The organism is Prevotella sp. 885, assembly GCF_002265625.1.
Lineage (GTDB): Bacteria > Bacteroidota > Bacteroidia > Bacteroidales > Bacteroidaceae > Prevotella.
Genome location: NZ_NOVE01000041.1, coordinates 1 through 13,547, shown reverse-complemented (window position 1 = coordinate 13,547; position 13,547 = coordinate 1). Strand labels below are relative to the sequence as shown.

Annotated in this window: 6 protein-coding genes; 4 read left to right on the top strand and 2 right to left on the bottom strand. The window is 49.6% G+C overall.

Annotated features, from left to right (window positions below; genetic code table 11):
* Window positions 1-5 precede the first annotated feature (5 nt).
* The gene (locus tag CHL74_RS11305) at window positions 6-605 is read right to left on the bottom strand and encodes an FKBP-type peptidyl-prolyl cis-trans isomerase (RefSeq protein ID WP_094881257.1); all 600 of its coding nucleotides are present in this window, start codon (window positions 603-605) and stop codon (window positions 6-8) included.
* A 77-nt stretch (window positions 606-682) separates the two neighbouring features.
* Here CHL74_RS11305 and CHL74_RS11300 point away from each other — a divergent pair, with 77 nt between their 5' ends.
* Window positions 683-2,962: a S8 family peptidase gene (locus CHL74_RS11300; RefSeq protein WP_094881256.1), complete on the top strand. Its 2,280-nt coding sequence runs from the start codon at window positions 683-685 to the stop codon at window positions 2,960-2,962.
* A 173-nt stretch (window positions 2,963-3,135) separates the two neighbouring features.
* Window positions 3,136-4,044 carry a M48 family metallopeptidase gene (locus tag CHL74_RS11295; RefSeq protein ID WP_094881255.1) on the top strand — a complete coding sequence of 303 codons (909 nt, stop codon included), beginning with the start codon at window positions 3,136-3,138 and terminating at the stop codon, window positions 4,042-4,044.
* A gap of 145 nt (window positions 4,045-4,189) precedes the next feature.
* On the opposite strand, the gene CHL74_RS11290 is transcribed toward CHL74_RS11295, so the two are convergent.
* Window positions 4,190-5,479, bottom strand: a complete 1,290-nt coding sequence (locus CHL74_RS11290) for an O-acetylhomoserine aminocarboxypropyltransferase/cysteine synthase family protein (RefSeq protein ID WP_094881254.1) — start codon at window positions 5,477-5,479, stop codon at window positions 4,190-4,192.
* A 191-nt stretch (window positions 5,480-5,670) separates the two neighbouring features.
* Here CHL74_RS11290 and CHL74_RS11285 point away from each other — a divergent pair, with 191 nt between their 5' ends.
* Window positions 5,671-10,758, top strand: a complete 5,088-nt coding sequence (locus CHL74_RS11285) for a DUF6603 domain-containing protein (protein ID WP_141241315.1) — start codon at window positions 5,671-5,673, stop codon at window positions 10,756-10,758.
* Between the two features lie 24 nt (window positions 10,759-10,782).
* Window positions 10,783-13,434 carry a hypothetical protein gene (locus CHL74_RS11280; RefSeq protein WP_094881252.1) on the top strand — a complete coding sequence of 884 codons (2,652 nt, stop codon included), beginning with the start codon at window positions 10,783-10,785 and terminating at the stop codon, window positions 13,432-13,434.
* Window positions 13,435-13,547: the final 113 nt, after the last annotated feature.

The window sequence follows — 13,547 nt, the reverse complement described above, 5'->3', positions numbered from 1 at the left end:
TGTTATTAATGGCAATGACCGCAACCGCCTTCACCGCAGTTGCCTTCGCCACAGCCGCCTTCACAACCACCCTCGCAGTTGCCGCCGCAATGTCCGCCGCAGCCACCGCCGTTGAGATGATTGAGCATGGTCTTTATCTCGTCTTTTGTTGCTTCGCGGTTCTCGATGACGTATCCCTTGAAGTTGAGGCACTTGCCAGCGAGAGGATGGTTGAGGTCAACAGTTACCTTGTCGCTTCCGATCTCGAGGATTGTGGCGATGAAGAAGTTGCCGTCCTCGTTCTTCAGAGGCACCTGTGCACCCTTGAAGATGTTCTTGCTGTCGAAATGTCCGTCTACGGAGAACATCTCCTTGTCGAGATTGAGCACACGCTCTGCCATGTGCTCGCCGAAAGCATGCTCCTTGTCCAGCTCGAAGTCGAACTTCTCGCCACGTGCGAGACCTTCCAGCTTCTCCTCAAGGGCGTCCAAAGCTGCGCCGAAACCGGTGATGAACACGAAGGGCTGTTCCTGTGAAGTTTCCTCTACGAGTGAGCGCTCTCCCTTGTCGTCGATGGCGAAGAGCTGATAATGTGCTGCAATGAGCTTGTTTGTCTTGTTTTCCATTATTTTATTTGTTGTTTTTGTTTTTTCTTGTTATTTAGAGCTATCTTTGCAAAGGTACTACATTTTTTCGTTACAAGATGAATATACTGTCAAGAATTAGGTTTTCCTTCATATTATGTGCTGCTGCCATAGCGCCGTTGTTTGCCTCCACAAGCGACGACAACACCGCCTATTGCCAAGATTCAGCAGCGTCAAAATTATCCTCATCCCTGCGCAGATGGCTGCCGCGTCATAACGACCGCGCGGCTTCGGCACCACAGAACGACTTGAGGACGTGCGCATTCATAGAGAAGACCGACGGTGCCGATTCGGTGCTGCTCCACAACGACTGCACCATACTTGCCGACTTCGGCGACATCATCATTGCCGACGTTCCTCTCTCACGGGTCGGCAGCATCGCTTCGGACAGCCGCATCAAGCGCATTGAGGCGGAACAGGGCAACGTGCTCACTCTCGACTCGATGGCTCTGCATACCGACGCTGTGCCAATATACGAGGGCACAGGACTGCCGCAAGCCTATACGGGCAAAGACGTGGTGGTGGGTCTGATGGACGTAGGCTTCGACACGAGTCACCTAACATTCTATGACAGCGACATGAATCCGCGTGTGAAGCGGATGTGGGACCAGATTGGATCGACCGGCGGCGGCAATGAGATGTACGTCGGGGCGGAATATACGGAGGAAGACTTCTGGCTTTATGGAAGATCTTCGTACGACTCGTCTGAGCAATATCACGGCACCCACACGCTTGGCATTGCTGCAGGCAACGGCGGAGGGACCAAATTCCGCGGTATGGCTCCAGAAAGCGACATCTGTCTTGTCTCAAACGCTGTGACGTCTGACGAGATGTACATCGAGGATAAGAATCTTTATAAGTATACACACGCCACGGACGCTCTGGGATTTAAGTATATCTTCGACTATGCCGACTCCGTCGGAAAGCCGTGCGTCATCTCGTTTAGCGAGGGTTCGAGGCAGACGCTGCATGACGACGACCGCCTCTACTATCGTGTGCTGGACCACCTGACCGGACCGGGACGCATCATCGTGGTGTCGGCGGGCAACGAGGGATTTCGCAATAATTATGTGGGCAAGCCGGAGGCACGCGCTTCGGCTGGCACGTTCATGAAGATATGGGGGCAACAGGTGGCGTTCTCCGTAACGGGAGAGAAAGGTTTCGCCCTGCGCACTATAATATATAATGTGGGAAACGATGCCAAAGCATCGGAAGGCGTGGACATCGCAGACGGCAAAGCCATGAAGGTTTTGTCGGCGGAAGACGTGGCTTCATGCAAGGATGCCATGCGACGCGACACAATAACCGTAGGAGAAGACACGTACATCCAGACCTCATACGCATATCGTTCGGCTTTCCATGAAGACCAATGGGCGATGGACGTTACGATAGACGGAACCGGGCACGTGGGCTACGACTATCCCCTTTCGGTGGAACTGACAGGCGAAGGGTCGGCAGCGGAGATGTTTCTGATGAACGGCACGATGTGCGAAGACGACGCCAATCCCTACATAGCGGACGCAGACATCACGCACGGCATCCTCTCACCGGGAAGCGCTCCGGCTGTGATATGCGTCGGCGGCACAGCATGCCGCCCCGTATTCACCAACGCGGACGACGAACGCATCGAACAGTCGTGGGGCGTAAACGGCGAGCGCGGCAACTACTCGTCCGTGGGACCTACCTTCGACGGACGAACGAAGCCTGACGTGATGGCGCCAGGAGCCAACGTAGTGTCTCTGATGAATCATGACTTTACGGACAACACCGACAATCCTAACGCGAAAGACCTCAAGTCATATACTGTGTATAAAGAGGACATAGACAACATCCATTACGAATGGACGGCTCTTGGAGGCACGTCAATGTCAACCCCGGCTGTAGCGGGAATCATTGCTCTGTGGCTTCAAGCCAACCCTCATCTCACGCCTCAGGACGTACTCGGCGTGATGGAGCGCACCAGCCGTTCGTGCGGCGATTACGGCGAGAAGACGCCATGGTATTGCGGTTACGGAATGATTGACGCCTACAACGGACTGCTGGACGTATTGGGAATGACGAACATAGAGGGACTGAGCCGCGAACAGTCGAACCGATGGGACGTTCGCGTCACCCCCGAACGCCACCTTATCATATACGACCGTACGCAGGAAGGCGGCAAGGCAAACGTGAAAGTGTTCGATACGGCGGGCAGACTGTGCCGCACTATGACGTTCGCCACCGTCATCTCTCCTGACGGAACATACGCTGACATCAGCCTTGCTGACATGCCTAAAGGCGTGTATGCCATACAGATAGACAGCGAGAAGCAGCCCGGATCGGCTCTGATAAGGCTTTAATGCGAGGAGAAAAGGAGGAAAAGTTTTAGCAGAGAACTATAAAAGTTTTAGCAGAGAACTATAAAAAACACATATTTATTTACTATGTTATAGAGTTTTTTGTTACTTTTGCAGCGAAATAATAGAATATATGACCACAATGAGGGTCATAAAGAACACTAAAAGTAAGTAGTATGAAAAAACTTAAGTACTTAGTAATGGCTGCGATTGCAGCCGTCGTTTTCGCATGCGGCACCACCCGCACCGTGCCAATCACGGGTCGTAAACAGAACATCCTTGTAAGCGACGAGCAGGTTCTCTCACTTAGCAACCAGGAGTACACCAACTACATGAAGTCGGCTAAGCTGTCCACCAACTCTGCCAACACCGCTATGGTGAAGCGCGTGGGTCAGCGTCTTGCCACCGCTGTGGAGACTTATCTCAACGAGCACGGCATGGCTGCTGACGCAAAGGAATACAGCTGGGAGTTTAATCTTGTTCAGGACAAGTCAGTGAACGCCTTCTGTATGCCTGGCGGAAAGATTGTCGTTTACGAAGGACTGCTCCCCATTACGCAGGACGAGGCTTCGCTCGCCATTGTCCTCGGACATGAGATTGCGCACGCCGTGGCAAAGCATTCTGCCGAGCAGATGAGCAAGCAGATAAAGAACCAGTATGGCACGCAGATTCTGGGTCAGGTGCTCAATGCCGCCGGAGTAAGCTCAAGCACCACACAGCTGGCACAGATCATAGCACAGAAGGGTCTGCAGTTCCGCAGCCTGAAGTATTCTCGCGATAACGAGAGCGAGGCTGACCACATGGGACTGATTTTCGCAGCCATGGCAGGTTACGACCCCAACGTAGCCGTCACGTTCTGGCAGCGCATGGCGCAGGCCACCGGCAGCAACAACCAAAGCGACATCTTCAGCGACCACCCGTCTGACGCAAAGCGCATCGCCGCCATCAAGCAGGAACTGCCCGAAGCACTGACTTACTATAAGCCTGTGAAGACAACGACAACAACGAAGAAGACCACTACGTCCACCAAGAAGAAGACAAGGACAACGTCAAAGAAAAAGACCACAAAGACAAGAAGAAAGTAAAAATATATACATTCTTAAATACTGAACTTGCGAAAGTTCAATTAAATATAAGTGAGGGTGTGCATTCTATGTTTCTTGCATAGAATACACACCCTCTTCTATTGACCGTATATTACGGTTTAACGTGTTTACCGAAAAGCGGTGATTACACTCCAGCCTTGTCCAAAGCCTGACGGATGTCGTCGAGGATGTCCTCAACGTCCTCAATGCCTACAGAGAGACGGATAAGATCGGGAGCGACGCCAGCCTCACGCAACTGCTCTTCTGAGAGCTGGCGGTGAGTGTGGCTTGCGGGATGGAGCACGCAGGTGCGGGCGTCAGCCACGTGTGTGACGATGTTGATCATGTCGAGCGAGTCCATGAAGCGGATGGCAACATCGCGGTCGCCCTTCAGTCCGAAGGCAATCACGCCGCAAGATCCGTTAGGCAGGTATTTCTTGGCAAGCTCATAATATTGGTCGCCCTCCAGTCCGCTGTAGTGAACCCATGCCACGCGCGAATCAGCATTCAGGAATTCTGCCACACGCTGAGCATTGGCGCAATGCTGCTTCATGCGGAGGTGGAGCGACTGCAGACCAAGATTGAGGATGAACGAATTCATCGGAGCGGGGATAGAGCCGAGGTCGCGCATAAGCTGAGCCACCAGCTTGGTGATGTAGCCCATCTTGCCGAAGTTCTTGGCGTAAGTAAGTCCGTGATAGCTGTCGTCGGGAGTGCACAGACCGGGGAACTTCTCGGCATGTGCGAGCCAGTCAAAGTTGCCGCTGTCCACTACGCAGCCACCCACCTGACTTGCTGTACCGTCCATATATTTAGTGGTGCTGTGCGTTACGATGTCAGCTCCCCACTCGAACGGGCGGCAGTTAATCGGTGTGGCAAAGGTATTGTCCACGATGAGGGGCACACCGTTCTTATGAGCGATGCGTGCAAACTTCTCGATGTCAAGTACGGCACAGCCGGGATTGCTGATTGTCTCGCCGAAAACAACCTTCGTATTAGGACGGAAAGCCTTCTGAATCTCCTCCTCAGAGTCGTTAGGATTGACGAACGTACACTCGATGCCAAGCTTCTTGAGCGTAACTCCGAACAGATTGAACGTGCCGCCGTAAATCTCATTGCTTGTAACGATATGGTCGCCAGCCTCGCAGATGTTGAACACAGCGTAAAAGTTGGCAGCCTGTCCGCTGCTTGTCAGTACGGCACCCACGCCACCCTCGAGCTGCGCAATCTTCTGCGCCACTACGTCATTGGTGGGGTTCTGCAGGCGAGTATAGAAATAACCCTCCTTCTTGAGGTCGAAGAGCATCGCCATCTCCTCAGAGTTGTCATACTTGAATGTGGTGCTCTGAATGATAGGCGGCTCGATAGGCTCACCGTTCTTTGCCTCATATCCTCCGTGTACACAAAGAGAGGCAGTACGTAAATTCTTCTTCATATTATTAGTTTTATTCTGTTGATTATAGGCTTGTTATGCTGAAAATCGGTGCGAAGTTACAAATAAAACCGCTAACACGACGTATTCTTATATTGTTTTTTCACAACAACAGCGCATATAAATACAATCTTAGGCTGTTATTCGTGCTGAAGTAAGCCATTAATGTTTTTCTATATTTGCATTTGTTCAAGTTGGAGACACTCCATAGACTGTTCGACCATATAATCATAGCATTGCTCAAGAATGCCAAGGTGGTGTTCAAGGATGAGATTGACTATCTGGAAAACCTGGTTTCTCAGACTAATACCACTGTGACTGCTACTGTGGAAAGCCTTGAGAAGCAGCTGCATAATGAACTGGGAATTGCGGAGAAGGAGATGAAGGTGCTTATGGACGATGCCTTGAGCGATTTGCGCAAGGTGGAATCCAATGTGAAGGAGCAGCTGAAGGAATTTAAGGTAGATGAAAACAGAGAGGTGCTGTTGAAGTTTTATCGGACCATCAACAGCATATATGCCGTGCTCGACTTCCTCGGCATCATCGGCGATGCAGAGATTGAAATCAAGATACCGAAGAAGATACAGAAGGCGTATGGGGACATTCAGGAACAGTTCGCTAAAACAGTCAGCGACATACAAAAGTCTGCCACAGAATATGCCGACAGCAGCATCAACGGTGCCATAAAGAAGGTGTCGGAAGTGGCTACGGAAGCGAAGGATGCCATCACGTCCACTGAAGCATACAAGAAGCTGAATGAGGAATTCCCCATACAGCTGGAGCAGCTCGACATGAGCCCGGGAAACTACGTGATGCTGGCTCAGGTGAACAGCATTATGGACAATGCTGTGAACGAAAGCAAGAAAGCATCCGACTTTCTCAGCAAATACTCATACACATATAAATACAAGACCATACGCTGGAGCTCGCTTGAGAAACTCTTCAGCGAGCCTGTCAGCTATTTCAAGGAGCTTTATCCCGTGGAATGCGCCGAGGACGTGCAGGAAGTGATGAAGCACATCCTTGACATCGCACATACCATCACTCCGAAGATACCAGACTTCTCTACGCTGCGCAATATACTTGAGGACTTGCTACGCAATCTTGAGCGCCGTGTCATCCAGTTCCTTAAGGATAAAGGCAAGGAGGTGGCAAAGAAGGTTTGGGCAAAGGTGCGTCCTGTCATTGCCACTATCAAGCAGACCATCCAGATGCTCAAAGAGATGGCTTTGCGTCTGAAGGAAGACATAGAGACGGTAATCGACGGTATCTACTCCGACCTGCAGAAAACATTCGGCGAGGTATATAATACGATAAGGGAAGGACTGGACAATGCTGCCAAAGACATCGAGGCGAAGGTAAAGGAAATCGAAAACAGCGTTAAGGATATAGCTGATGTCGTGGAGCGTAACGCACTCGACGTCATCAACGATGTAAAGGGCGGAATAAACGATATAGGCAAGGAGTTTAGTGCAATCGACAAGGAGCTGAAGAACATTGAGGTGCAGGCAGCAAGGGCTATTGCTAAGGTGTTCGCTCTCCTTAACAGTCAGCATGAACTTAACAGACTGGTCGAGCCTGCATGCAACGAAACGCTCAAGGTGGAACTCGAGAAGTATGGTTCAGACGCCGAAGCGGTGTTCAAGGAGGTCAAGCTCAATCTGTGGGCTGTCGGCGTCAAGGCAAGTGTCGTAAACTTCGTGAATCCGAAGAGTTGGGAGCAGCGTCTTGCAGTTGCCCTCACGGACATGCAGAAGTGTATGAAGGAAGACATCAACAAGATTGGAGCCTTGATGTCTAAGGAAGGAGCCAGACAGCTGCTTACCGAACATGGCATGACAATGAGGAATCTGAAGAAAGAGCTTGACATCAATGACTATGTAAATATTGTGTATTCGAGCGTCAGTGATGTTGTCATCCCTAATCCAAAGGCTTACTATTCCAGTCTGCGTGCGATAGTGGAGGGTGCTGCCGTGACGTTAAAGGAGAAGATGAAGGATGAAGCGAAGGTATTTGACGCCATCATCAGACGATTCGTAAATGCTGTATGGGGGAACATCAGAAGAGAAATCCTCGAGCCTATCATCAATCATCTAAAGAAGCTCCTCCTCGAGATTGTCAGAAAGCAGATTGTCAACAAGCTTCTCAATCTTGTCAACAATGCCGTGAAGAATCTCGCAGACAAATTCCCCGCATTGAACAACGTATCGAAAACGCTGCATGATATCGAGAAGGAACTTAAGGAACTTAAGGATAGAGGCTTGACGCTTGACGACCTTAAGTCGCCCCAGAAACTCCATGAGCATGCCAAACAGGAGGCAAGGATGCTCGTAAGCCAAGGAATAGACAAGGCAGGAAAAGCCATCGGCGATATCGAAATCAGCATACCGCTTACTTATGTATTATGGATGAAGGAAGTGTTGGAGGAGACCATTAGGTTCACCACCTCCAACAAGACTACGCGTGATGTAGTCATCTATGTCATAGCGTTGTATAAGTCGATACCGCAGGAGGTGAAAGACGAGATAGCAGATCTGCTTCCTTCTCTGCCGGACTTCCATGTAAACGAAGGACTGAAGAACTATGTGAAGAGCATAGACACACAGTACGACCTGAATAACCGTGTGGCATGTTTCACGCTGCTTGACGTCAAGACTCCAAGCGACAAGGATAAGAAGGTGGATGCAGCATGCAAGCTGCAAGTGCTGATGTTCGTTGGCAATTATTCGCCAGGTGAAAACAAGGAGTCGCTGCCGGCATTGTATTTCTGCTCGGCTGTCAGTGCGTCGGCAGACTTTAATGTACCCATCGGCCAAAAGCACGTCCTGCGTCTTGGAGCTAATGGCAGTATGGGACAGATGACTGACAATGTTTCGGAAAATACTGACTTTGCAGAAGGCCAGGCTTTGGGCTTCTGTCTGACAAAGGGCGGAACATTCCATGGTCTGCTTGACGTAGACAACATGGGAGGCTTGTTCTATGTACGTTTTGAAAGGAAGGATTCGTCTGCGGTGGTAAATATCGTGAATACCGAGTATGTTGACTTCGGCATACGCAACTATCCTCAGCTGTTCTATGTGGGCTATAACCGCAAACCTTCCGATCCTGCAAAATACACAGATAGCAAAAGCAGCACTACGGATAAGGACAAGGGTCTCACTCTCGGTTACTACGGAGGAATAGAAGATCTGGAGCTTAGGATGAAGCTCTCGGCAAACTCTTTCTTCAAGATGTTCCTCAAGGACGACCCAACAATGAAGATAAGCACCTCTCTGCTGTATGACATGCAGAACGGTCTTAAGATAGACGGTGGAGCGAAGTTCCATCTCGACTTCGACATCAGCAAGCTTGAAATCGGACCGGTGAAGTTCGACAAGCTCTCTGTGGACCTCGGAAACCTCTCGGGAAGCTTCGGCGATCTGGGCATGACACTCGGCTCGACGTTCGCGCTCGACTTCAGTTGCCTCACCATGTCGTTCGAGAACCTCGGTATCTCGTTTGACATCAATTTCCTTAAACCTGACGGAAGTCTCGGCGATTACGACTTCTCAGGTTCGTTCAAGTTCCCGGACGGCATTGGCATCAGTATTGAAACACCAGTGGTTAAGGGAGCGGGCCTCATCAGCTACGACAAGTCGGAAGGCACACTGTTCTCAGCCCTGTCGCTTGAGGTGCTGAAGAAGTTCACCGTGGGCTGCATCATCGATGCTGACCTTGGCATTAAGGACGGACATTACTTCAGTCTGGTGGCACTAATATCCACCTCGTTCAGCCCCGGAATACCTTTGGGTATGGGATTCTCGTTGAACGGTGTAGGCGGCTGTCTGGGTCTGAACAGAATGTATGACGCCGATGCCGTTAGCGGCGGAGTGCGCAGCGGTGTGTTCGGCAGCGTCTTCTTTGTTGACAATGTGATGAATCATCTCACAGAGATGAAGACAGCCGTGAAGCAGTTCTTCCCGGAGAAGAAAAAGCAGTTCTTCCTGGGCGTGCTCTGTAAGATCTGCTTCGAACCCGTGGTGACGTGCGAGTTTGGTCTGCTCATACAGGCTCCATCCCCGACGAGCATTGGCATTGTCGGTGCATTGAAGGTTAGAGTTGGCGATACCAATCTGATAAAGATTAACGTCTATTTCTTCGGCGATATAGACTTTGACAAGGGATTGCGCTTTGATGCCTCTATTGTCGACTCTGAGATTGTCGGCTTGAAGCTTGAGGGCGACATGGCGTTCCGCCTCTTCTGGGGTGGACCATATAAGGGCTTCGGACTTTCCATCGGTGGTTTCCATCCGGCTTATAAGCCAGAGGAAGGACTGAAGTTCGCACCCAATATGCGCCGTCTGTCATTAAGCCTCAACTATGATATCGTGAAGATAAAGCTGGAGACATACCTTGCCGTTACGTCCAACAGTTTCCAGATAGGTGCACATTTGAATTTACAGGTGGGATGGAAGAAGTTCGGCCTCATCGGTTATGCGGGCTTTGACGCATTGTTCGTGTTCAAGCCGTTCCGCTTCTCGTTCTCACTGGAAGTAGGCGTAGCTGTTATGGTTGGTGAAGCAAAGCTGTTCAGCGTTGACCTTGCATTGTCTGTGGAAGGTCCGGCGAAATGGCGTGTCAAGGGTAAGGCTTATTTCACGGTGCTCTTTATCCCATACAAGTGCAAATTCAGCCTTGCATGGGGCAAGAGTCCTAAGGAAGAAAGAAGAGCCACCATTGCTGTATGGAAAGATGTTCTGCTGCCAGAACTTCTCCGTGACAACAACTGGATTACGTCTTCTGCGGAGCAAAACAATGACGGTAAGGAAAAGGATGAGAATGCGATGTTGACGCTTCAGCCCAACGATACCTTCTCGTTCAATCAGAGTGCTGTGCCGTTCGATTATCCGATGGACCTCTGTAATGACGCCCTACCGAAAGACTACACCTCGTTCCGTCTCAAGAAGGTGTCGATAATTGCGGACAATAAGGAATTCTCTCTTGAGACTTCATGTCTGAATAACGATTTCGCACCGTCGCTTTACAAGGAGCTGTCCAACGAAGAGCGACTTAGCAATCCGTCGTACGAGAGCGTTACCAGCGGTTTCGAGGCAAAGGACAATAAAGCTGTTTCTGTGATGTCATTCGACGGCAACGATTTTGTCGAGGCACAAACCAAGTTCTATGTAAAGGAATGCGAGAGTGAACTGTCTGGAAATCGTAAATCGAGAAACGTCCTGCATATACGCAATGACAAGGCTTCGTTCAGGCGCTATGTGAAAAACCTGGATACCAAAGTATAAAAAACAAGAAAAACAACTATAGATATGGCAAACAAGATGCTTTTCATACCGTATCTCCGCAAGGGATATAGTAGATATATATTAGAGGAAGACAATCTTGGCAAATCCAGTTCTGATGGCAAGACCTCTACCGTCATCAAGTTCCGCGTTGAATTTGATGCTGATAAAGCTGTCGGCAATACTATTGGCAGTGACCTTGTTGCCGAGAAGGAATTTGCCGTTGCAGGTCCCAGTGATGTGACACGGCTGGATGCAGCGCAGATTGTCACCTATTCGCCAAAGGGCAGTCTCGTGAAGGTGAGCATGGAGTATATGCCGTTCATTGAGTTTGCGGACGAAGACTTCCCGTGGCGCTATACTCCCCTGAAAGCTACAAGTAAGGGAAAGTTGCGTCCTTGGCTCACCATCATCGTGCTTAAGGCGGACGAGTTTCAGATAAAGCGGACAAGCAACAATCAGGAATATGTCGAAATATCATCTACGAACGGCTTGAAGGGTATTGTTCCTGATCCCGAAAACCTGTATGAACTTGCCCATGTGCAAGTGAATTTCGACGATAAAAGGATGAATCTGTTCAATAATTCCTACAAGAATGACATTGGCAGATTTCTTGAAGATTATCCTGAGAGAGGCGTAGCAAGATTGTTGTGCAACCGTCAGATGGATCCGAATACCGAATACACGGCGTTTGTCGTGCCTACCTTCGAACAGGGCAGGCTGGCAGGTCTTGGCATGGAGTATGACGATGTGCCGGTGCAGAAGGCAGCATGGGGAAATCCGGAAGGCTTGTCAAGCCTTGAATTGCCCGTATATTTCAGGTGGAACTTCACGTCCGGTGAAGCAAGCTTCCTTACTCTCGCCAGACGTCTCAATCCCATTTCTGACCCCGACTATCTCAACTTGCAGGCTAATCTGAATGTAGACATCGAAGGCTGTGGACTGATAAACGTAAAGAACTCTTGGGTGGAAGGCGACAAAAACGGAAATTCCATCATACAAGTGCCTACTGTCTTGATGCCAACCACAAATAATGAAGTGACGAAGGTGGAGAGCAAGGAGGTAAGGGAAGATTTGCGTGGCCTTTTGCGTAAGAGTCCCGTCTTTGTACAGAACGCCAGCCAGCTGACCGGAGTGACATATACCGAGGATGAAGATCCTTGGGTGGTTCCTCCTGTATATGGCGGTAGGCACAAACTGGTATTGGATGATATCCTTAACGAGAACTACAGTCAAAATGTCGTGAACGAACTAAATATGCAGCTTCGCAACAGAATACCTGCCGGTATGGGTGCTGAGGCTGTACGTAATAATCAGGAAGACTTTGTCAATCGTGCATGGCAGCAGGTGGAGCAAGTTCTTAAGGCTAACCAGAAGATACGCGAGGCATGTGAAGCTGAGAAGGTGAATAAGGTTGCTGATGAAAGACGCAGCGGCAGAAGCCGTTATCTGGATCAGGCATCACGTGTGAACGATGAGCGCTTCGAAGGACTGCTTTCTGATGCAGCATTGAGAGTCACCAATCTTTCGACGGCTTACAGTGATGAGGTGAGTGTGGACACGCTAGTAAGAAAGGTGCCCGGCATGGAAGACGACATCCTTGGAAACGTGAATGCAAAGAACGGCAAGACCATCGAAGAGATTAAGCAGTTTTTCGACTATAACAGCATTCCCGAACTACAGAAAGACTTAGGCAGAAGACATCCTCTTGTCGTAGTGGCTTCGGGTAAGGAGGACTATTTCGACGTGTTCGAAGGATATGAGTTCTTGCGTGACATCCTGGCTGTGCGTGTTAGCGGACTGGAGTATAAAGAGACCACCATTAAAAAAAACGGTCAGGGACTGATTTTCGTTATCGAACCGAAAACCCATGAATATCTGACAGAACAAAAAGCGGAAGTCAAGATAAGCGGAAAGGACAACTATCTGAAGATTTTGAGCAATACTGTGACGCAGTCAGACATTCCTGCATTGCACATGGCTTTGGAGGAGAATGTCAGACGCTATAAGGATTTTCTCAATCCTAAAGCGGAAAGCAATACAGGCAGGAATGCCCAAAACCGAATGCCGATATTCCTGAAGGTCAATGACGAATATCCAGGCATCGTGCTTAATGATGATGTATACAAGGATTTCTCGAAGCATGCTGCCGTACAGGGCGATTATGTTTTCGTAAGAACGCGTATTGACGGTACCGACTCTTACCTTGTCGTCACTTCACTGAGCCATCTGCTAAAATCAGGCGCAAAGCTGAAAATGGGACGTACATCGCTTACCTACAACAAGCAGACAAAGCGTTTCGCACCGTCATCACGCGGAAATCAGAACATTAATGTGATGTGTCTTAACGAGGCAAACAGATACGAGACGAACAAAATGTCAGTAAGCTCAGACAGTCCGTTACTGAATCTGCCTGGCTATAAGAGTTTGTGCAGGTTGACACGAAACCAAGACGTCAAAGACTGCATTGACATGATAACAACCATAGACAGAAACTTCTGGTTGCCGACGAACGCAGAGCTCTCAGTCCCTAAGAACGCTTTCACATGCAGAAAGTATTCTGTCGGTGCCTGGGTGCTTGCTGACGGCGACAAATGGCTTAACGGCTATGCTTCTTGGATAATGGAACGTCAGAAAGAGTTCCTTGCAGAGAAGAAGAAAATAGGGCTCATCCGATAAAGTCCGTGGCATCCCTACCCAAATATCAACGATACACGATAGAAAAAGAACGGTATGTCCCTAACTCCACGCAGTTGGCCTCTAAATGCCTTAAGCTTGGAGTTGAGTGATTC

What these genes read in the sequence shown, in the direction of transcription:
- CHL74_RS11305 (WP_094881257.1), bottom strand. Translation starts at nt 605, where the DNA reads ATGGAAAACAAGACAAACAAGCTCATTGCAGCACATTATCAGCTCTTC.
- CHL74_RS11280 (WP_094881252.1), top strand. Translation starts at nt 10,783, where the DNA reads ATGGCAAACAAGATGCTTTTCATACCGTATCTCCGCAAGGGATATAGT.
- CHL74_RS11300 (WP_094881256.1), top strand. Translation starts at nt 683, where the DNA reads ATGAATATACTGTCAAGAATTAGGTTTTCCTTCATATTATGTGCTGCT.
- CHL74_RS11295 (WP_094881255.1), top strand. Translation starts at nt 3,136, where the DNA reads ATGAAAAAACTTAAGTACTTAGTAATGGCTGCGATTGCAGCCGTCGTT.
- CHL74_RS11290 (WP_094881254.1), bottom strand. Translation starts at nt 5,479, where the DNA reads ATGAAGAAGAATTTACGTACTGCCTCTCTTTGTGTACACGGAGGATAT.